14 protein-coding genes are annotated in these 21,005 nt (G+C 45.5%); 9 read left to right on the plus strand and 5 right to left on the minus strand.

The features are described 5' to 3' along the window. The first annotated feature begins 422 nt into the window (after positions 1-422). The 4 genes from QUA38_RS10060 to QUA38_RS10075 all read left to right on the plus strand — a co-directional run bounded on the left by QUA38_RS10060 (position 423) and on the right by QUA38_RS10075 (position 6,425). Positions 423-1,787: a nitrate/sulfonate/bicarbonate ABC transporter ATP-binding protein gene (locus QUA38_RS10060; protein ID WP_333100370.1), complete on the plus strand. Its 1,365-nt coding sequence runs from the start codon at positions 423-425 to the stop codon at positions 1,785-1,787. Between the two features lie 151 nt (positions 1,788-1,938). After that, positions 1,939-3,675, plus strand: coding sequence for an ABC transporter permease subunit (locus QUA38_RS10065; RefSeq protein ID WP_333100369.1), 1,737 nt, complete (start codon positions 1,939-1,941; stop codon positions 3,673-3,675). Positions 3,676-3,868: 193 nt separating this feature from the next. Further along, positions 3,869-5,266, plus strand: a complete 1,398-nt coding sequence (gene mgtE / locus QUA38_RS10070) for a magnesium transporter (RefSeq protein ID WP_333161351.1) — start codon at positions 3,869-3,871, stop codon at positions 5,264-5,266. Positions 5,267-5,501: 235 nt separating this feature from the next. Continuing rightward, positions 5,502-6,425 (plus strand): hypothetical protein, encoded by a 924-nt coding sequence (locus tag QUA38_RS10075; protein ID WP_333161353.1) that lies wholly within the window; start codon positions 5,502-5,504, stop codon positions 6,423-6,425. A gap of 174 nt (positions 6,426-6,599) precedes the next feature. Here the strand turns inward: QUA38_RS10075 and QUA38_RS10080 are convergent, their stop codons facing one another. Beyond that, complete coding sequence (locus QUA38_RS10080) at positions 6,600-7,118, minus strand: hypothetical protein (RefSeq protein WP_333161355.1); 519 nt, start codon at positions 7,116-7,118, stop codon at positions 6,600-6,602. A gap of 20 nt (positions 7,119-7,138) precedes the next feature. Further along, positions 7,139-8,221 carry a ParM/StbA family protein gene (locus tag QUA38_RS10085; protein WP_333041971.1) on the minus strand — a complete coding sequence of 361 codons (1,083 nt, stop codon included), beginning with the start codon at positions 8,219-8,221 and terminating at the stop codon, positions 7,139-7,141. A 323-nt stretch (positions 8,222-8,544) separates the two neighbouring features. On the opposite strand from QUA38_RS10085, the gene ftsH2 reads away from it, so the two are divergent. The 5 genes from ftsH2 to QUA38_RS10110 all read left to right on the plus strand — a co-directional run bounded on the left by ftsH2 (position 8,545) and on the right by QUA38_RS10110 (position 16,697). Next, positions 8,545-10,431 carry an ATP-dependent zinc metalloprotease FtsH2 gene (ftsH2, locus tag QUA38_RS10090; protein ID WP_333161357.1) on the plus strand — a complete coding sequence of 629 codons (1,887 nt, stop codon included), beginning with the start codon at positions 8,545-8,547 and terminating at the stop codon, positions 10,429-10,431. A 133-nt stretch (positions 10,432-10,564) separates the two neighbouring features. Beyond that, complete coding sequence (locus QUA38_RS10095; protein ID WP_333161359.1) at positions 10,565-10,966, plus strand: hypothetical protein; 402 nt, start codon at positions 10,565-10,567, stop codon at positions 10,964-10,966. Between the two features lie 154 nt (positions 10,967-11,120). Next, complete coding sequence (locus QUA38_RS10100) at positions 11,121-12,410, plus strand: aminopeptidase P N-terminal domain-containing protein (protein WP_333161361.1); 1,290 nt, start codon at positions 11,121-11,123, stop codon at positions 12,408-12,410. Positions 12,411-12,533: 123 nt separating this feature from the next. Further along, positions 12,534-15,461 (plus strand): PAS domain S-box protein, encoded by a 2,928-nt coding sequence (locus QUA38_RS10105; protein ID WP_333161362.1) that lies wholly within the window; start codon positions 12,534-12,536, stop codon positions 15,459-15,461. A 6-nt stretch (positions 15,462-15,467) separates the two neighbouring features. Beyond that, positions 15,468-16,697 carry an ATP-binding protein gene (locus tag QUA38_RS10110; protein WP_333161364.1) on the plus strand — a complete coding sequence of 410 codons (1,230 nt, stop codon included), beginning with the start codon at positions 15,468-15,470 and terminating at the stop codon, positions 16,695-16,697. 15 nt (positions 16,698-16,712) lie between these two features. Here the strand turns inward: QUA38_RS10110 and QUA38_RS10115 are convergent, their stop codons facing one another. From QUA38_RS10115 to QUA38_RS10125, 3 genes are all read right to left on the minus strand, one after another. Then, complete coding sequence (locus QUA38_RS10115) at positions 16,713-17,294, minus strand: HAD family hydrolase (protein WP_333161366.1); 582 nt, start codon at positions 17,292-17,294, stop codon at positions 16,713-16,715. A 310-nt stretch (positions 17,295-17,604) separates the two neighbouring features. Continuing rightward, positions 17,605-18,729 carry an ATP-binding protein gene (locus tag QUA38_RS10120; RefSeq protein WP_333161368.1) on the minus strand — a complete coding sequence of 375 codons (1,125 nt, stop codon included), beginning with the start codon at positions 18,727-18,729 and terminating at the stop codon, positions 17,605-17,607. Further along, positions 18,726-21,005: a WD40 repeat domain-containing protein gene (locus QUA38_RS10125; protein ID WP_333161370.1), complete on the minus strand. Its 2,280-nt coding sequence runs from the start codon at positions 21,003-21,005 to the stop codon at positions 18,726-18,728. Before QUA38_RS10125 ends, QUA38_RS10120 begins: the two co-directional genes overlap by 4 nt.

The raw sequence follows: 21,005 nt of genomic DNA on the forward strand, positions 1-21,005 counted from the left end.
CTGCAAACAAGAGAGGTTCCACCTATGGGATTTTTAACACAGGCTATGGCTGATCGTGCTTTCTGGGCAGTTGGGCGATGATAATTGCTTACGATCGCTCAATTACTTGGCTGGTTATATTTTCAGTTGCGCTCCAACTCGCTGTTTTTCCAGTCTTGTTGCTGGTGAAAAAGCGATCGCCTGTCACAAAAAATTGACTAAATGCTCGGCAGTCATACCATTTTTAATTTTCGATTGAGAATGACAGACTGCATCATGGTTAGGGCTGGTCTGCAGTTGCTTATTTTACGAAACTGGTATCAATTAGCCATTATCAGTTGTCAGTTTGCCATAGTTTCTAACTACTGACTACTGCTTAATAACTACCGACTAATAACTACTGCCTAATAACTAAATTCAAACAAAACATAGGAGGTTTAATTGTGGTAGCTCAAACAGCAACAGAGGGTCTCATCACCTTACAAGGAGTTAGCAAGGCTTACCCGCAGCCCAACGGTCAAAAAATATCTATTTTAGAGTCAATTAATTTAGATATCCGAGCCGGAGAAATAGTAGCTTTACTCGGCCCATCCGGTTCAGGCAAATCAACATTAATGCGAATGATTGCCGGACTTATCCCGCCCAGTAACGGTCAAGTTATCTATCACAATCGTCCTTTAGTCGGCTTAAATCCTGGGGTGGCAATTGTATTTCAAAACTTTGCCCTTTATCCCTGGCTGACCGTACTAGAAAATGTAGAATTAGGCTTAAAAGCTAAAGGAGAATTGCCCGAAGCGTGCCGCAAAAAAGCTTTACGGATGATAGACATTATCGGTTTAGACGGATTTGAAAATGCTTATCCGAAAGAACTTTCGGGCGGAATGCGGCAGCGGGTGGGATTTGCTAGAGCTTTGGCGGTAGAACCCGAATTGCTTTGCATGGATGAACCGTTTTCAGCTTTAGACGTGCTGACCGCAGAAAACTTGCGGTTTGAGTTATTAGATTTGTGGCTAGAAAAAAAGATTCCGACTCAAGCTGTGTTAATCGTAACTCACGGGATTGAGGAAGCGGTAATTTTAGCCGATCGCGTTGTAGTCTTGGGTCGCAACCCGGGGCGAATTCGCGCCGAGTTAACAGTGACTTTGCCGCACTACCGCGATCGTAAAACTCCCGAATTTCAAGCTCTCGTAGACCAAGTTTACAAAATTCTCACCAATCCCGAATTGAGCTGCGAAACAGTGACAGCACCTGCTGAAAGTGTCGCTGCTGTGTCTCAACCTCAACCCGCTCAAAGCGCTAAATACCAATCTCTGCCACAGGTGCGAACCGGTGCGATCGCAGGTCTGTTGGAACTCTTGGAAGACCGCAAGGAGAAAGACCTCTACCGCCTCGGTCAAGAATTAATGTTAGAGGTTGACGACATTTTGCCGATCGTGGAAGCAGCAAAGTTAATGGAATTTCTGGTAATCCAAGAAGGCGACCTCCTTTTAACTCCAGTTGGCATTCAGTTTATTGCCGGCGGCATTGACCAGCGCAAACAAATTGTTCGTACCCAAATTCTCAACAATATTCGCCTGGTACAGCAAATTTCTCGAATGCTTCAGGCCAAACGCAATCACCGCATTTCTGAAGAGTTGATTTTGGATATTCTAGAAGCCCACTTTAGCCCCCAAGAAGCAATGCGGCAATTGAAAACTGCTATTGACTGGGGTCGCTATGCAGAGTTATACAGTTACGATCAACCGGGCGGCGAAATCTTCTTAGAATCTGAAGTCAGTAGTCAGTGGTCAGTAGCCAGTAGTCAGTAGTCATTAGTCCGCAGTCATCAGTAATTAGTTATTAGTTATTTACTAGCAATGAGCAATTAACAATTACCCGATGCCCTAGCCGTCCGCTCCCCCAAATTCTAACTTCCAAATTTCCCATTACCTTTTTCCCGATTACCAATAACTACTTCGTATGACCAGACCTCTAACACCGGCAAATAAAACTTTAGAAAGGTCAGCTTGGACTTGGCAAGACGGTTTGCTGATTCTAGCCATCTTCTCTCTAATTTTGGTAATTGTCCAAACAGCTTCTCAATTCAGCAGTGAGTACAACCCAAATTTCAAAATTGAGACTACCCTAAATGTCTTGCCAGCATATACAGCCCAGAGTCTCTTACGCATGGTAGCAGCCTATTTTTTATCGCTGCTGTTTACCCTAGTTTATGCTTATTCTGCTTACCGCTTTCCCTTAGCCGCAAAAATTTTAATTCCCTTGTTAGATATTTTGCAATCGATTCCAGTTTTATCTTTTTTGCCGGGAGTTGTTTTAGCGCTAGTTACCTTATTTCCCGGTCAAATAATCGGCGTAGAAATCGCCTCGATTATCTTAATATTTACTGGAATGACTTGGAATATGACCTTTAGTTTCTATCAGTCGCTGTCCGGGATTCCGCGAGAACTTAAGGAAGCTGCTCAAGTTTATCGGCTGAATGCTTGGCAGCAGTTCTGGACGTTAGAATTGCCTGCTGGGGCGATCGGACTGGTGTGGAATAGCGTCATGTCAGTGGCGGGCGGCTGGTTCTTTTTGATTGCGATCGAATCTTTTACCTTGGGGGACAAAAACTTTAATTTGCCCGGACTCGGTTCCTATTTGGGCAAGGCAGCCAATGAAGGAAATTTTGGGGCGATAGGCTGGGGTTTAGCAGTCTTAATTGGGGTAATTATAGCCATAGACTTTTTCATCTGGCAGCCTTTGATTGCTTGGGTAGAAAAGTTTAAATATCAAGCGGTGGAAGCTACAAATGTACCGCAGTCAAATGTGTTAGATTTTTTAAGGCGCTCGGCGACTCTGCGGGTTTTGAAGTCGCGTATTTCGCCGATCGGCGATAGTTTCGATCGTGGTTTGGCAAGAGCTTTTGCATCGGTGGATTTACCAGCAAATCATCGCCAAGGAAGCCGCATCGGAAATTGGATAAATTGGATATTTGTTAGCGGGTTTGCCGTCATTGTGCTTTGGGGAACTTGGGAAGCGTTGCTGCTGCTGCGGTTGCTGAATTTGTCTGACTGGCAAAAAGTCATGACAGGTGCATTTTTCACAGCTTTGCGCGTCATTTCCGCGCTATTTTTATCGCTGTTGTGGACAGTGCCTGTCGGAGTGGCGATCGGTCGAAATCCCCGTTTAGCTCAAATTTTGCAGCCATTAGTACAAATAGCAGCTTCTGTACCGGCAACTGCTTTATTCCCCGTATTACTACTAGCTTTAATTCACGCTGGAGGAGGCTTGCAAATTGGTTCAGTGGCGCTGATGATGTTGGGTACAATGTGGTATTTGCTGTTTAATGTTATTGCGGGCGCTCAAGCCATACCTTCGGAGTTATTTGAAGCAGCACAAGTTTACAAACTATCCCTAATCCAGCGCTGGCAAACTTTAATTTTACCGGGAATTTTTCCCTACTTGATCACAGGAATTATTACAGCAGTTGGGGGTGCTTGGAACGCAAGTATTGTCAGCGAGTACGTGCAGTTTCAAGGTCAAATTGTTACTACAGAGGGTTTGGGAGAAACTATTTCTCAGGCTACGGCATCTGGGAATTTTTCCTTGCTGTTGGCTGCTACTTCTGTAATGTCGTTGTTGGTTGTATTGACTAACCGTTTGGTCTGGCGGCCACTTTACCGTTTGGCACAAGAAAAATATCAATTGTTGGTTTAAGTAAATCAATATCAAAAACACCATACCCAAAAAACTGGTTTCGAGAATACATCTTGGTTAGGTGGTGAAGCCTCCACAAAGAAACTGGATTGCTAACCCCGCGGGTATAAATCGTATAACTGCAACCAGTGGCGTCAATAGGCTCTAAACTGGATTCAGGAAGGCGCGCAGCACAGGTTTAGGAGGGTCATCAGTGACAGAAAAAAATTATCAATCGTCTTCTCTACCCACCTACGCGCGAAAAGAACTGCGGGAATTAGTTCGATCGCAGTTAAGGGCCCTGTTGGAAGAAGGAGACTTTAAAGGAGCAAAAGCGATTTTGCACCCGGTGCAGGAAGCAGACATAGCTGAAGCTATCGAAGGTCTGCCAGAAACCATGCAAGTAATAGCTTTCCGCTTGCTTTCCAAAGACGAAGCGATCGCAGTTTACGAATATCTCGACTCCAGCGTTCAGCAGTCCCTCTGCGAAAAATTCAAACGCCAAGAAGTCATTGACATTGTAGACAAAATGTCCCCGGACGATCGAGCTAAACTCTTTGACGAACTGCCGGCAATATTAGTCCGTCGCCTGTTGGGTGAATTGAGCCCGACGGAACGGGAAGCTACGGCTCAACTTTTGGGTTACGAAGCCAGTACCGCCGGTCGGATCATGACCCCGGAATATATTTCTCTGAAAGAAAGCTTTACCGTCGCCCAAGCTTTAGACCGAATTCGCTCTTTGGCTAAAACTACCGAAACAATTTATTCTCTTTACGTCACCGACGCCGGACGCAGCTTGACCGGCATTTTATCCTTGCGGGATTTAGTCACTTCCCCCCTCGACAAAACTGTCGGCGAAATTATGACCCGCGACGTAGTTTCTGTTCAAACTAGCACGGATCAAGAAGAAGTAGCTAGGCTAATCCAGCGTTACGATTTTTTAGCTGTACCCGTTGTAGACCGCGAACAGCGTCTGGTTGGCATCATTACAGTTGACGACGCGATCGACATTTTAGAACAAGAAGCAGCAAAAGATATTTATACCTTGGGCGGCGTCCAGTCCGGCGGCGACAATTATTTCCAGACCGATTTAATCACCGTTGCCCGGAAAAGGGTCGTGTGGTTGTTTGTTCTGCTTTTAACTAATACTGTCACCGGCGCAATTATTAGAGCTCAAGAAGATATTTTGCACCAAGTAGTCGCCTTAGCAGCCTTTATTCCCCTGCTGACTGGCACTGGAGGCAATGTCGGAGCTCAGTCCTCAACAGTTGTAATTCGCGGTTTGAACACTGATGAAATTACAGCAATGGGGCCGTTTCAAGTAATTGTTCGCGAGGGGATGGCGGGAGCGCTGCTAGGAGCTATATTGGGGACTGTAGCGACGGGCTGGGCTTATACTCTGCAAGGGAGTTTAGCAGTGGCACTCGCGGTGGGAGTGAGTTTGTTTGCGATCGCAATTTTAGCTTCTATTGCCGGTTCAGCTCTGCCGTTTCTATTTCGTTCTTTGGGTTTAGACCCCGCTTTAATGTCTGCTCCCTTTATTACCACCGCAGTTGATGTCCTTGGGGTCTTGATTTATTTCACTTTAGCTCGACTAATTTTGCAGATTTAATATATTTAATTAGATGGCTGTGAATAAAAAACTTAATCTGTTTTTCACCACTGCTAAATTCGGGGTCGGCGTCCGATTCCATACCGGATAGGTCCGCTCGCGCTTCTTACTTTATTTTTAGCCGCATACTTGTACCACTTGAAAAAAATAATGTAACTATAGGCCATTGTTCCAAACTACGAGCTCCATCAGTCATTCAAAATCTAAAATCTAAAATCTAAAATGGTATTAGCCTATGTCATCATCCAATTCACAAACCAAAATCCAAAATCCCAAGTCGAGCAATTTGTTAGAAACTGCTGAAGTGGTTTTTCTTGCTGCCTCTGCTGTGGGATTGGCTGCTAGTTTGGTTTGGGGGCAGAGCGTTTATGCCCAAGTGCCTGTAGTGATTTCATTGGTGTTGAATTTTGTGAACCGGCAGAAGCTGCACAGGCAACTTAAAGCAAGTACGGCGGCCACGTTCGATCGCGTAAATCAACAAGCAGCTACTACCGATCGCGCGATCGAACAATTGCAACTTGCTGTAAATGCTTTAGACGAAGCTGTTGCTCAAACATCTCGCGAAAATCTCAATGTTGGGCCTGGAGAAAACGTACACTCTCTCATTTCAGCAATTGAGAACCTGCGCCAGCGACTAATAATTTTAGAAAAAACTATTAAAATGATTCAAAGCGAGATCGAACTCACCAGCCGCCAATTCAAACAGCGACCGGAGTTGCAACAAGTCGAAACTTTGACAACAATAATTCTGGACTTGCAGCAGTTTATCAACGAACTGCCGCAGTGGGGCAGTTTGCAGCAGCGGCAGCTAACAGAACTTCAGCAAAAAGTAGACAATGCTTTGGCTGAACTCTCAGAAGAAATTTCTGTGATTCCCAACCGCGTGCAAGAGGCGCTAGCTAGTCGCAGTGGGGAAATTAACCCACAGTTTGGTTCGGGTTTGAATGCCACTCAAAAGAATGGTTATCGACCTAAAACCCAGAATGAGAAAATTCGCCAGAAATATCCCAGAGCTTACGTCAAGTGGAGTCAGGATGAAGACGAAAATTTGAAGAAAGAATATGCTAGCGGTCAACAAATTGGCGAATTAGCTCAGAGATTTCAGCGACAGCCTAGTGCCATTCGTTCGCGATTACAAAAATTAGGATTAATCGAATAATGGGAATGGTATAGGCAAAAATGAGTAAATCTAAAATCTAAAATCGTCAATAACAAAGCGATCGCCCTTTTTTTTCAAAAGAGCGATCGCTTTGTTTCTGTATTCAGTACCGGCTGCCAACAGCGGGCCACTAACATTACATCTCAAGGCTTTGTAACCTGGGTCTACCTCATTTTAGAAATCTTGGGGTAACAAAGAACTTAAACGCTCCAACAAAGGATCGGATTCCCGACGAGGAGCAACCTCAGCGTCAGACACTACATTATCATCCGCCACAGACTCAGACTCAATGGGGCCAGGCTCTACTACTTTTGAAACTGGGGCAAAAGAAACTTGAGCAAACTTACTGTTAACACTCCCCTGCAGTTGATCCAACTGCGCGCTGAGTTGAGTCAGGTGATGTTCCAGTCCCTCCAAACGGCTTAATTCCTCTGCCGAAACATTGTGCTCAAACTCAGCAAATTTGACCACAAGTTCAGCAATACGCTGTTCCAACCGCTGAAAGCTCTGTGTAGAGCTAGTAGACTCAGATACAGACAAAAACTGCCACAAAGCCTGCTTGCAGAGATTGCTGAAAGTCTGATACTTCGTGAAAGCCAACTCTTTTTCAATAGCGGCCAGCAAAGTTTGATCCGCAGCATCTTCCGTAAACGCCACCGAGAAATTCGCCTTATTTTTTGCCCACAGTGCCATAGGGTTCAAGCCTTAATGCGTTACTTAATCGTGGCTAGCTGAGCCTCAGCATAAATAAACTGTCCCAAAGCATTAGCTTTCCGGGAAGGCTGAGCCAAGTGAGCCTTAAGATTGGCGTCTTTAAGCAAAGGTTGCAACACCTCCCAGAAGAACTCGCCGCCCCCGCCAGTGAGAACCACATCCGTCACACGTTCCGGCAGCCACTGCACCAAACGTTCGGACAGTTCGTTAGCGAAAGCCTCTCGCAAATCCTTAATAATCGGATCTAAATTAGTCGGCTTAGTCGCTCCTCTCGGACGGTAGAAACGCTGGCCTTCCGGTTTATTCACCGCTTCCAGTAAAGACAGAGATTGAGGGTCTGCTCCCGGAATCTTTGAGGCAACTTGTTCGTAGAACTTGTTCATTGCGAAGGAATCGCTCTTAGAAGCTGCCCGGGCAAACCGGAAACGATCGACCATTAACAAATCGGTAGTTTGGTGTCCAATATCAACAACCGCCACCGACAGTTCGGGCAACTCCGGCGTAAACTCCTTGTTATCTTGAGCCTCGCACCAAATCAGGCTGCCGAACCCTTCCGGCATCACCCAAACGTGACTGATATTAATATCCACACGCTCGCCCCGGTACACCACAACGTGGGGAGAGCGCAGTTGGCTGATAATCTCTTCCTTTTCCTTCTCAAACTGATCCTGGGAATAAAACGGCAAACCCAGCACAACTGCTATTTCGCCCTTCATCTGGAAATATCCAGCACAGGAAAAGACCTTAACCAAAGCATCTACTACTTTCGACTGGTCAGCGCCACCGAGATTAGCGCCAAAATCTGCCGCTAGTTGGCCTATAGCGTAACCCTTGCCCTGGTACTCCAGCCACATATCCAACAGAGGGTCTGTTGCTTTGGACTCAAAGCTGCCACCCCGCACCTTTTCCACGGGCATAGTAGCCACGTTGGCAGGGATGAAAACAACGCTACTCGGGTTGCGACTCACGCAAGCTTTAGTTGCCGTCCGACCCAAATCAGCACTAATAATCGATTTGTTAGAAGCGACTTTAGTCTGCTGGGTCAGCATAGCCGAATTAGGAACAAGCTGTCTAGTTGTCATTGAAATGTGTTACCTCACTGAGCCTCACCATTATCATGCCTTATCCCTTGACACTGCCACGCTTAAAGACAGTGGGTGAAAGCGACGATTCTTCTAACTCTACCTAGATCGGTATCGAAATCAGCACCAAACATTATATTCGGGACGATCGCCCTTACCCTAACTAACCTAACTTTTTCTGGAGCCATCGTCCTCAAAGCTCTGTTGCCTGAGAGTGCATTGTTAAGTTAAATTTAGTTAAGATTCTGAGTGTAAACTTTTGTCGCACTTCTCCGACACCGCGATCTTACCCGATCTGTCCCCAATTCAAGGCATCCGCATTTATGAAAATTTCTTGGCGAACTATACTACTTTGGACTTTACCCGCCTTAGTCATCGGCTTTTTCTTGTGGCAGGGGGCCTTTGCCCCATCCCCCGCAGAAATGAGCAAGAACACCGCCAGCACCCGCCTGAGCTACGGTCGATTCTTAGATTACTTAAACGCCGGTCGAGTGACCAGCGTTGACCTTTACGACGGAGGTCGGACGGCTATTGTCCTAGCAGTCGATCCCGAACTGGACAATCATGAGCAGCGGTGGCGGGTGGACTTGCCCTCAAATGCCCCGGAACTGGTTTCTAGGCTCAGAGACTCCAAAATCAGCTTCGACACTCATCCACTACGCAACGACGGTGCTGTCTGGGGACTTTTAGGCAATCTAGTATTTCCCCTCTTGTTAGTAGGAGGCCTGTTTTTCCTCTTCCGCCGCGGTGGCAACGTTCCCGGCGGCCCGGGCCAAGCCATGAACTTTGGCAAGTCCAAAGCTCGCTTTCAAATGGAAGCTAAAACAGGCGTACTGTTCGACGACGTAGCAGGCGTTGAGGAAGCCAAAGAAGAACTACAAGAAGTAGTGACATTCCTTAAAAAACCCGAACGCTTCACCGCTGTCGGGGCGAAGATTCCCAAAGGCGTGTTGCTAGTGGGCCCTCCCGGAACCGGTAAGACCCTGCTGGCAAAAGCGATCGCAGGTGAAGCCGGCGTGCCTTTCTTCAGCATCTCCGGTTCGGAATTTGTGGAAATGTTCGTCGGTGTCGGCGCTTCCCGCGTTCGGGACTTGTTCAAGAAAGCTAAAGAAAATGCTCCTTGCATCATCTTTATCGATGAAATCGATGCAGTGGGCCGCCAGCGTGGCGCCGGTATCGGTGGCGGTAACGACGAACGGGAACAAACCCTGAACCAGTTGCTGACCGAAATGGACGGTTTTGAGGGCAATACTGGCATTATCATCATTGCTGCCACGAACCGCCCCGACGTGCTTGACTCAGCGTTGCTGCGTCCGGGACGTTTTGACCGCCAAGTTAGCGTAGATACGCCGGATATTAAAGGCCGCTTGGAAATTTTGGAAGTTCACGCGCGCAACAAGAAGCTGTCTGCAGAGATTTCTTTGGACGCCATCGCCCGCCGCACTCCTGGTTTTACGGGCGCTGATTTGGCTAACTTGCTCAACGAAGCTGCTATTTTAACCGCCCGCCGCCGCAAAGAAGCGATTACGATGCTCGAAGTTGACGATGCAGTCGATCGCGTGGTAGCAGGTATGGAAGGCACTCCCTTGGTGGACAGCAAGAGCAAGCGCTTGATTGCTTACCACGAAATCGGCCACGCGATCGTCGGTACAATCATTCAAGCCCACGATCCAGTTCAAAAAGTTACCTTAGTTCCTCGCGGACAGGCCCGTGGCTTAACTTGGTTCATGCCCAGCGAAGACCAAGGTTTGATTTCTCGATCGCAAATTTTAGCCCGGATTAGCGGTGCTTTAGGTGGCCGCGCAGCCGAAGAAGTAGTTTTCGGCGATGCCGAAGTAACCACCGGTGCCGGCAACGACTTGCAGCAAGTCAGCGGTATGGCGCGCCAAATGGTGACTCGCTATGGGATGTCTACCTTGGGCCCGATCGCCCTGGAAGCTCAACAAAGCGAAATTTTCCTCGGCCGCGACTACACAGCGCGATCGGAATATTCCGAAGAAATTGCCTCTCGGATTGACGGACAAGTCCGGGAAATTGTCGATCGCTGCTACGACGACGCCCGCCGAATTATTCGCGAAAATCGCACCGTGGTCGATCGCTTAGTCGATTTGTTGATCGAAAAAGAAACGATCGATGGCGAAGAGTTGCGCTTAATCGTCTCTGAATACACTTTTGTTCCTGAAAAAGAACAATACGTTCCTCAGCTTTAAGACTTGTTTAAAAATTAGGGACACGGCAATGCCGTGTCTTTAAAAAGTAGGGACGCAAAACTATTTCCACGTCCCTACTTTTTTATTAAACTGTCAATAATATTAAACCGCCCCTAAAGGCTAATTAACGCAGATGAATACTACATTTGCTCTACATACTAATAATTCGTCATTTTTTTTAATAGCAACTTTTATTTTTGTTTGTGTCAATACTTTGAGCGCGCGCGCCGAAAAATTAAGATGTTTTGTAGATATTTGCATCGACTCCAGCAGGGTTGAATTAAGCAAATCGGATTTTCCCGGTGCTCCTTCTTATCCGGTCAGAACTATTTTAGGAACTCAACAGTTTAGTAACGAGAAATTGTTGGCGCAAATGGAATTTAACTGCCAGCAGCGACAGTTTAGAACTGTTAGAGTTAGCGAAGATGGCGAAAATTGGTCTAATTTCGATCCGAGATGGACTTTAGTCGATCGCAACTCATCTTTGTCTCGGCTGGTTGACTATATTTGTAAATTGGCGATCGCAGAACAATAGAATACATAAGTAAGTAGACTAACTAATAAAAAAACACATCACCTATATCTTCAACCCTGGGCTTGCGGGTGCAAGTGTGACAAGCAGCGCTTGAAACCGTCGAGTGTTAATATTACACTCAATCTAAAATTTCAAATCTAAAATCTAAAATCGAATGACCAACCCCACTGAGTATCGGCAAAGACGCGAACAATTAATGGCAAAAATTGGCAGCGGGACAGCGATATTTCGCAGCGCCCCCGCTGCCGTCATGCACAACGATGTAGAATATGCCTACCGACAAGATAGCGACTTTTTCTACTTGACTGGTTTCAACGAAGCTGCGGCGGTAGCAGTGTTCGCGCCGCACCATGAAGAACACAAATTTGTTTTGTTTGTGCAGCCAAAAGACTTGGAAAAAGAAACTTGGCACGGTTATCGCGCCGGAGTAGAAGGCGCTAAGGAATTGTACGGCGCGGATGAAGCTTTCCCCATCGCCGAACTTGCGGAAAAATTGCCGAAATATTTAGAAAAGGCCGATCGCATATACTATCACTTCGGGCGCGATCGTACTTTCGACCAAAAAGTCCTCAATCACTGGCAGCGCTTGATGGCAACCTACCCCAAACGCGGCACAGGCCCGACAGCAATCGAAGATTCCAACATCATTTTACACCCGATGCGGCTGGTGAAAAGCGAAACTGAATTAGCATTAATGCGAAAAGCCGCTAATATCTCAGTTGCAGCCCACAACCGCGCCCAAGAATTCGCCAAACCGGGCAGGTACGAATATGAAATTCAAGCTGAAATAGAACATACTTTTGGCTTAAATGGCTGCACTCCCGCTTACCCTTCAATTGTTGCATCCGGTTACAATTCCTGCGTCCTCCACTACATCGAAAACAACCGCCAAATGCAGGAAAACGATTTGTTGCTAATAGATGCCGGTTGTGCTTGCGACTACTACAACGCTGATATTACTCGCACCTTTCCTGTTAGCGGCAAATTTACAACTGAACAACAGATAATTTATGACTTAGTTTTGCAAGCACAATTGCAGGCAATTAGTCAAGTATATCCGGGAAATCCTTACAGCAAAATTCACGAAACAGCAGTCCGCGTTTTGGTGGAAGGTTTAATGGATTTAAAACTTTTGGTGGGCGACCTTGAAGAGATAATTAAAGAAGAGAAATACAAGCCATTTTATATGCACCGTACAGGTCATTGGCTGGGATTGGACGTGCACGATGTCGGGGTTTATCAGTACGGTGAAAATCCGCAATTTTTGCAGCCAGGACAAGTGCTGACGGTGGAACCGGGGATTTATATTTCTCCTTATATTAAACCCGTTGAAGGACAGCCGGAGGTTCCTGAAAAATGGCGCGGTATTGGCGTGAGAATTGAAGATGATGTTTTGGTGACACTTGAGGGCCAGGAAGTCTTGACGGCGGGAGTTCCTAAATAAAGGTAGAAGGCTTTGGGCACAAGTCAAGAAAGATTGACTGCTTAAGTTGGCAGTAAAGGCTTGAGCTTTGTTAGTATTAACTTGAAAAAGCTCAAGTCCGCAACTGCCAAACCTAGAGCCATTATGTGTATTGATCCTACCAAGATCGATCGACCTCTGGAAACCTGCGAAGCATTAGTAGCAGAGCAAAAAGCAAAAATTCAGCAACTTGAAGAGGATTTGCAGCAGCAGAGAGAATTGTGCCAGAAATTAGAAGCACAACTCAAAGCAGTCGAGAATGCTGGGTTTTCGGGTTCCGTAACTGAATTTGATATCACCGAGGACGATCGCATTCGGTTAATCGCATCTCTGGAAAAAAGCCAGGAAATGTACCGAACTCTCATCAAACATTATCCGAATGGGTCGGTGTTTTTGTTCGATCGCGATTTGCGCTATACTCTGGTTGACGGCCAAGGTTTGGCAGTAGTTGGTTTGTCCAAAGAACAGTTGGAAGGCAAAACATTGTGGGAAGTATCGCCACCTGAAGATTTGCCACTTTTTGAGACTACATATCGCGCTGCTTTGGCAGGAAAAGAGAATACTTTTGAATATAAATACGGCAATCGCGTTTATTCAACAACAATTGCTCCCGTCAAAAACGACCGGGAAGAAATTTTTGCAGGAATGGTCGTTACTCAAGATATTACCGAAAAAAAACAGGCAGAAATAGCGCTGGAAGAAATCAAAAATCAGCTAGAAATTAAATATCAAAAGCGCACAGAAGACTTGAAAACAGCCAACAATCAATTGCAGGAAGAAATTATCTCTCGCTGGCGGGCCGAAAAAGCTCTGCGGGAAAGCCAGGAACAGCTAGAATTGTTTTTCTCTCAATCTTTAGATGGCTTTTTCTTTATGATGCTGGACGAACCAGTGCACTGGGACGATACAGTTGACAAAGAGAAAGTCTTGGATTACGTATTTACTCACGGGCGGGTAACGAAGGCGAACGATGCTTTGATAGCTCAATACGGAGGTATTAGGGAACAGTTTATTGGTCGCACGCTTGACTCTTTATTCTCCCACAACTTTACTGGCTGCAGAGACATAATCAAGCAATTTTTTGATGAAGGCCGGATTCATATCGAAAAGGACAATCGCAAGTTTGACGGAGATCTAATTTGGGTGGAAGGCGACTATATTTGCATTTATGATTCCCACGGCAGAATCGTCGGGTATTTTGGCGTGCAGCGGGATATTAGCGATCGCAAAAAAGCAGAAGCAACCCTCAGAGATAGCGAAGAACGCTTTCGGGCAACCGTCGAACAAGCGGCAGTCGGCATTACCCACCCTGACGAAACAGGCCACTATTTGCGAGTCAATCAAAAATTCTGCGAGATAGTGGGATATACTGCGAGCGAACTGCTGTCGCGAACTTGGATGGACGTTACTTACCCAGAAGATATAGATGCAGATTTAGAACAAAACAATAAATTATTTGCCGGGGAAATTGACAGTTATAAAATGGAAAAACGCTTGCTGCACAAAGACGGCACTGTAGTTTGGGTAAATATTACAGTATCGCTAATCAAAGAACCGCTGAGCGGGGCAATTTACAATGTAGTAGTGACAGAAGATATTAGCGATCGCAAAAAAACCGAAGCAGCCCTAAAAGAAAGCGAAGAAAGGTTCCGACAGCTAGCAGAAAACATTGAAAGCGTGTTTTGGATGGTAAACGTCCAACCGCAGGAAATTATTTATATCAGTCCGGGTTACGAAAAGATTTGGGGCAGAAGCTGCGCTGATTTGTATGCTAACGGGCGCTTCTTTTCAGATTCCCTCTATCCAGAAGATCGCGATCGGGTTATTGCTAATTTAACTCGAAAAATCGAGTATGAAGACGAGATAGAAAATCGAATTGTCAGGCCGGACGGCAAAATTCGCTGGATTCGCGATCGGGCTTTTCCGATTATAAATCAATCTGGTAAAGTTTACCGCATCGTGGGCCTTGCAGTAGATATTACCGCACGCAAACAGGCAGAAAAAACCATCCGCGAAAATGAAGAACGCTTCCGTCAACTAGCAGAACATATCCAAGATTCCTTCTGGCTAATGTCTGCTGAATTCACAGATTTATTGTATCTGAGTCCAGCTTACGAACAAATCTGGGGGCGCAGTCGCGAAGAATTGTATGCTGATCCCTTAAAAATGATGGAGTGGGTGCATCCAGAAGATAAACATTTGTTGGAAGAGGCAATGGGGCGACTGTTGCAGGGCGAGTCCACCAGTACCGAATATCGCATTTTTCGGCCAGATGGTACAATTCGCTGGGTGTGCGATCGAGCTTTTCCCATTTACGACGAATCGGGCAAAATTTACCGCATCGCGGGTATTGGCGAAGATATTAGCGATCGCAAATTTACCGAGGCCCGCATCCAAGCAACACTCCGCGAAAAAGAAGTATTGCTAAAAGAAATTCACCACCGAGTCAAAAATAATATGCAGATAATTTCCAGCCTGCTGCAACTTCAATCTCAATACATTGAAGACGAAGCGACGCTAACTTTATTTGAAGAAAGCCAGACTCGCATCCATTCAATGGCTCTGATTCACGAGCAACTTTATCAATCCGAACATCTCGATCAAATCGCCCTGGCGCCCTACGTCGAGAACTTGGTTGCTAATTTATATCAATCTTTTGGTTGTGGCAATACTGCCATCCAGTTCAACCTCAAAGTTGACCCCATTTATTTAAACATAGAAACAGCTATTCCGTGCGGTTTAATTATTAACGAGCTGGTTTCTAACTCTTTAAAATATGCCTTTGTGTCAAGTTTAGATGGTGAAATATCTATTAACTTCCATGAAATAAATTGCGATCAATTTCATTTAACTATTCAAGATAACGGTCGCGGATTTCCGGCGGATTTTGACGTAGAAAATACTGAAACATTAGGATTGCGATTAGTGAGAATGTTGGCTTACCAATTAGAGGCGAGTATTGACATTGACAGTCAGCGTGGAACCTGCTACACTCTGATTTTCCAAGAGTTAAATTATCGGCAGCGTATTTAACGAAAAATGAACCCTATACAAATTTTGGTTGTAGAAGACGAAGTTATTGTAGCCCAAGACATAGCAGGTCGATTAAAAAAACTGGGATATGCAGTCACAGCTACAGTTTCTTCAGGAGAAGAAGCAATTCAAAAAGCGATAGAAAGCCCGCCCGATTTAGTGTTGATTGATATCGTGCTTAAAGGTGACATGGACGGGGTAACAGCGGCTGAGAAAATCAGAACTAATAGGAATGTGCCGACAGTATTTTTAACAGCTTATGCCGACGATCAAACGCTGCAAAGAGCGAAACTTACAGATCCATTCGGTTATATTATCAAACCATTTCAACAAAATGATTTGCGGGTGGCGATCGAGATTGCCATGCACAGACACGAAATCGAAACCAAGATGCGAGAATCTCTCAAAGCCGCGGAAGCAGTCAGAGAGTCGGTGGAAGAAAAATCGCACCGCCAAAACCAGTATATTTCAATGGCTGCTCACGAATTGCGGAACCCGCTCAACGCGATTTTAATTTCTGCGGAACTTCTGGATCTCGATCGAACTCGCAGCAGTGACGAATCCCAAGTTAGAACCCTGCGGCTGGTGCACTCAGCTACCCAGAAGATGAACCAGCTAATCGACGATATGCTGTTCATGGGTCGAGCAGAAGCAGGTCAACTCAAATGCAATCCATTACCGATAAACTTAGTCGAATTTTGTCAAGATTTGCTCGCTCAATTGCAGTTAGGAAATGAAGCCAAGCACAAACTAACATTAATCCCTTCAGATGTTACCAGTGCCATATTAGATCAACAATTACTGCACGGCATTATTTCTAACTTAATCGTCAACGCCATCAAATATTCTCCCAACGGCGGACAAGTCACCTTGGAATTGGAATACCGTCAACCAGGCGAGGGAGACAAAGAAGCTATTTTCTGCTTGTCTCCTCAGCATTTGTTTCCCAATTCCCAATTTACAAATATTAGCTCTCCCTTACTAATTATGCGTATCCGAGACGAAGGTATCGGCATCCCAGAAACTGAAGTAGGGAAAATATTTGAAATGTTTTACCGCTGCAAGAATACTGGAAGGATTAAAGGTAACGGTTTGGGATTAACAATTGTTAAAAAAGCTGTGGAATTGCAAGGAGGTGCGATCGCCTGCGAAAGCAAAATGGGCGTGGGTACAACCTTCACAGTCGCGCTTCCTTACGTACCACTTTCCTGTAAGACTCAACGAGAAACAACTTAAATGCCACTACAAATACTAATCAAAGTGTTGCAAAATCCACTCCACCGCCGCGGCTAAATTTGCTGCAATAAAATCCGGTTTAGTATGGTGCTGATACTCCCCACTCAACACACTTTCTCCGTAACCAGTCTGGACCAAAATACCAGTACAGCCGGCATTGTGAGCCATATCAACATCAGTGGCTTTATCCCCGACCATAAAACTATTTCGCAAATCTAAATCGTGTTCCCAAGCCGCCGCTACCAACATCCCTGTATTTGGTTTTCGCCACGTTGTATACCGCGTGAATTCTGGGTTGGTTCCACCTTCGGCTGCGCTTAAATAAGGACAATAATAAAGAGCATCTAACTTGGCTCCTGCTTCATTTTCTAATAACTGACACAGGCGTTTGTGCAAAGCTTCTACGTGGCTAACCGGATAATAACCCCTCGCCGGGCCGGATTGATTGGAAACCAAACAGCAAAATATTTGTTTGTCATTTAAACGGCGTACAGCTTGGGCAACTCCGGGGATTAAATGCAAATCTTCTACTTTGTGGATGTAGCCGGCTTCGATATTGAGAACGCCATCTCTGTCAAGAAATACTGCTCGTTTCATTGTTGTATTGTTTTTTATATAATATAAAACTCGGTGGCATCGGGATCGATATTACGCACAGTTAGGAGAGGGCAATGCCCAAGGCGTGTCAACTTAAGCTTTTCATCCGCTAGTCGTCCCGCCTACCCGCCAGTCCGCCAAGGAATGAATTCCATGGGGCTTATAGCCAAAGTTCTATAAAAGAGGAGTGAATAATTCATTAGTCCTCTTTTATAGCACTTCAGCTTTGAGGCAGGGGTTTTAACCCGGGTCGGACTATCGGTTTAACGTGTTTGTTGATACCAAGGGACACGGCCCCGTGTCCTCATCATCATTCTAAAATAGATTGTTTGCCTAACCATTCGCGGAAACTATTATGATACAAACTATAGCAAATTTCTTCTCGAATTTCTTGTTTATTTAAGAATTCGATCCAATTGTCTAACGCTTTTTCAACATCGTATTCATCCCCATCAATTATATTGGCGATCGCACTTACAGATAAACTTGCTGTTGAGTGTACCAAAACATTCAGCACAGACAACTCGATCGCCGATAAGCCATCACCTCTCATCCGCAGCCAGTGGTTTTGATAATACGCTGCTAAACCGGGAGGAAGTTCAGAGGGGAGTGAGGACTCCCCCAGATTAGCATCGGGGTGTGAATTATCCTTAATAGCAGGTAACATCTGACTCAGATACATAAAATTGTTTTCGCTGACAGTGGCGAGTTGTTGGCAGAATTCGGGTTGAGTTAAATCCGGTGCGGTTGATAGGTATTGCTGAATGTAGTTAAGGACATCCTCCCGATTTTGGGCGGGATCATCTCTTAAATCGAGAGTTTGAGAGGGGGTTTCAATTAACAAACCGGATTTCTCTCTCAAAAACGGGCGGCGGGCGAGGATAAAATAAGTACGATCGCCCAAATATCTCGGCAGATAAAACAGATTTGTGCTGGGAGGCTGACTCGTGCGGGCGATCGCGTCTACAGAATCAATGACTATTATCAACTTTTGGCGATCGTTTAATTTATCGCTAATTTGCTGAAGCAACAAAGACAGAAACCAACTCCCATCATGGGATTCGAGATTTTGAATTTGAGATTTGAGCTTGACAATTTCCGATGTTTCCCCATTGGCGGCAAGGTATTTGTCAATCAGTTGAGTGCAGACAGAAGCGAGAAAATCTTCAGCTCGATTTTTGCCCTCAACTGCAGCGTTGTAATAGATACTGCGAGGATGGGCGGTGACATATTGGGCGAGGATGGAACTTTTGCCGCAGCCGGGAGTGCCGACAATTGTGAAATAACCGCGGCTGTGGGAGTCCAGAAAGTCGGATATCGCAGAAAAAACAAACTTGCGCCCGATAAAATTCTCGCTTTTTTCTCGCAGGAGTTGCTGAAATTCTATTGGGTAAGCGGCGGTAGAGAGGGGAGTTGAGAGAGGTGATGAATTCATGTTAGTTCCTCCACCCCTTCTAGCCGCAGGAAATATACGCGGCCAGAGTAGTCGCCTGCGACAATTGTGACTCCATCGGGTGCGATCGCGCAACAGGCGAGCGCACTTTCACCGGTGAAACTGGCAATGACATTTCCAGTGGCTAAATCCCAGACTTTGAGATTTTTTTCCCAGGAACAAGAAATCGCCCGTTTACCATCAGCAGTCACGGCTACTGCTTTTACCAAATCGCTGTGACCTTTAAGAGTAAACTCTTCCTTTCGAGTTGTTAAATCCCAAACTTTGATAGTGTTGTCATGTGAACAAGAAATTGCCCGCTTCCCATCAGCAGTGACGGCTATTGCATTTACTGCGTAGCTGTGACCTTTAAGAGTAAACTCTTCCTTTCGAGTTGTTAAATCCCAAACTTTGATGGTGTTGTCATCTGAACCAGAAATCGCCCGCTTCCCATCAGCAGTGACAGCTACTGCATATACTGAGTAGCTGTGACCAGTGAGAGTAAACTCTTCCTTTCCAGTGATTAAATCCCAGACTTTGATAGTGTTGTCATCTGAACCAGAAATCGCCCGTTTGCCATCAGCAGTGACGGCTACTGCATTTACCCACTGCCTGTGACCAGTGAGAGTAAACTCTTCCTTTCCCGTTGTTAAATCCCAGACTTTGAGAGTATTGTCTCTTGAACCAGAAATCGCCCGTTTACCATAAGCAGTGACGGCAACTGAATTTATCCAGTTGCTGTGACCAGTGAGGATCAAATATTCTTTTCCAGTTATTAAATTCCATACTTTAATGGTCTTGTCCCACGAGCCAGAAATCGCCATTTTCGCATCAGCAGTGACGGCAACTGCATTTACCCATTTGCTGTGACCAGTAAGAATAAATTGTTCCTTTCGAGTTATCAAATCCCAGACTTTTATAGTATTATCTCTTGAACCAGAAATCGCCCGTTTACCATCGGGCGTAACGGCAACGGCATTAGGCGAATCGCTATAACCCGGGAGAATAAATTGTTCTTTTCCAACTGAATTTGTCCAGTCGCTGTGACCAGTGAGAGTAAATTCTTCCTCTTTAGTTGTTAAATCCCAGACTTTAACCGTCTTGTCCCATGAACCAGAAAATGCCCGCTTGCCATCCTCCGTGATAGCTACTGCACTTACTGAGTCGCTATGACTTTTGAGAGTAAACTCTTCCTTTCCAGTTGTTAAATCCCAGACTTTTACTGTCTTGTCCCAGGAACCGGAAATCGCCCGCTTGCCATCCGGGGTCACGGCGGCTGCATTTACTGAATCACTATGACCTTTGAGAGTAAACTCTTCCTTTCTAGTTGTTAAATTCCAGACTTTGAGGGTTTTGTCCAAAGAAGCAGAAATTGCCCGTTTCCAATCCTCCGTGACGGCGACTGCATTTACGGAGTAGCTATGACCTTTGAGAGTAAACTCTTCCTTTCCCGTGGTTAAATCCCAGACTTTGATGGTGTTGTCATCTGAACCCGAAATCGCCCTTTTCCCCTCAGCAGTGACAGCTACTGCATTTACTGAGTAGGCGTGACCAGTGAGAGTAAACTCTTCCTTTCCAGTTGTTAAATCCCAAACTTTGAGGCTGCTGTCCCAGGAACCGGAAATCGCCCGCTTGCCATCGGGGGTGACAGCGACTGCATCTACTGAGTCGCTATGACCTCTGAGAGTAAACTCTTCCTTTCCAGTTGTTAAATCCCAGACTTTGAGGGTTTTGTCTGTTGAACCAGAAATTGCCCGCTTGCCATCCTCCGTGACAGCTACTGCATTTACCCAGTGGTTGTGACCTGTGAGGGTACGTAGTAGTCCCCTGCGAGGCGGAGTTAAACAAGCTATCAAAGGACGCAACCAAGGTGCTGCTTTCCACTGCTTTGCTACCTCCAGCATTGCCTGAATCTGAGGCATTTCAAAGTACAGTAAGCGACCTAACAATTGTTCCGCCAGTTTGGTCTTATCTGCATCCAAAATATCGGCTGACATCCACAGTGCCACTTGAATTAAGCTCAGAGTTTTCACTTTTTCTGAGTTGTACTCTGGGTGGATTAGTGCTTCTGAAGCGTTAACTAAATTGAAATCATCAATAAGTGCCTGCACTCCAAACTCAGGATGCTGAATTTTTGCCATCAGAAAGTTAAAATCTGTCAGTTTTTGATAATACTTTTCTGGATTCCCTGACTTGACATAATTTGGCAGTAAGCTGCCCAGATAAGCACGTTGATAGAAAAGTGGTTTGGCCGCTAACTCGTCAGCAAATTCTCCCAT

It is taken from the genome of Microcoleus sp. Pol12B4, assembly GCF_036701385.1.
In the GTDB taxonomy this organism is placed as follows: Bacteria; Cyanobacteriota; Cyanobacteriia; order Cyanobacteriales; family Microcoleaceae; genus Microcoleus.

Excerpts from the sequence above, each read along its gene's own strand:
- QUA38_RS10065 (WP_333100369.1), top strand. The coding sequence starts at position 1,939 with ATGACCAGACCTCTAACACCGGCAAATAAAACTTTAGAAAGGTCAGCT.
- QUA38_RS10075 (WP_333161353.1), top strand. The coding sequence starts at position 5,502 with ATGTCATCATCCAATTCACAAACCAAAATCCAAAATCCCAAGTCGAGC.
- QUA38_RS10080 (WP_333161355.1), bottom strand. The coding sequence starts at position 7,118 with ATGGCACTGTGGGCAAAAAATAAGGCGAATTTCTCGGTGGCGTTTACG.
- QUA38_RS10085 (WP_333041971.1), bottom strand. The coding sequence starts at position 8,221 with ATGACAACTAGACAGCTTGTTCCTAATTCGGCTATGCTGACCCAGCAG.
- ftsH2 (WP_333161357.1), top strand. The coding sequence starts at position 8,545 with ATGAAAATTTCTTGGCGAACTATACTACTTTGGACTTTACCCGCCTTA.
- QUA38_RS10095 (WP_333161359.1), top strand. The coding sequence starts at position 10,565 with ATGAATACTACATTTGCTCTACATACTAATAATTCGTCATTTTTTTTA.
- QUA38_RS10100 (WP_333161361.1), top strand. The coding sequence starts at position 11,121 with ATGACCAACCCCACTGAGTATCGGCAAAGACGCGAACAATTAATGGCA.
- QUA38_RS10105 (WP_333161362.1), top strand. The coding sequence starts at position 12,534 with ATGTGTATTGATCCTACCAAGATCGATCGACCTCTGGAAACCTGCGAA.
- QUA38_RS10110 (WP_333161364.1), top strand. The coding sequence starts at position 15,468 with ATGAACCCTATACAAATTTTGGTTGTAGAAGACGAAGTTATTGTAGCC.
- QUA38_RS10115 (WP_333161366.1), bottom strand. The coding sequence starts at position 17,294 with ATGAAACGAGCAGTATTTCTTGACAGAGATGGCGTTCTCAATATCGAA.
- QUA38_RS10120 (WP_333161368.1), bottom strand. The coding sequence starts at position 18,729 with ATGAATTCATCACCTCTCTCAACTCCCCTCTCTACCGCCGCTTACCCA.
- QUA38_RS10125 (WP_333161370.1), bottom strand. The coding sequence starts at position 21,005 with ATGGGAGAATTTGCTGACGAGTTAGCGGCCAAACCACTTTTCTATCAA.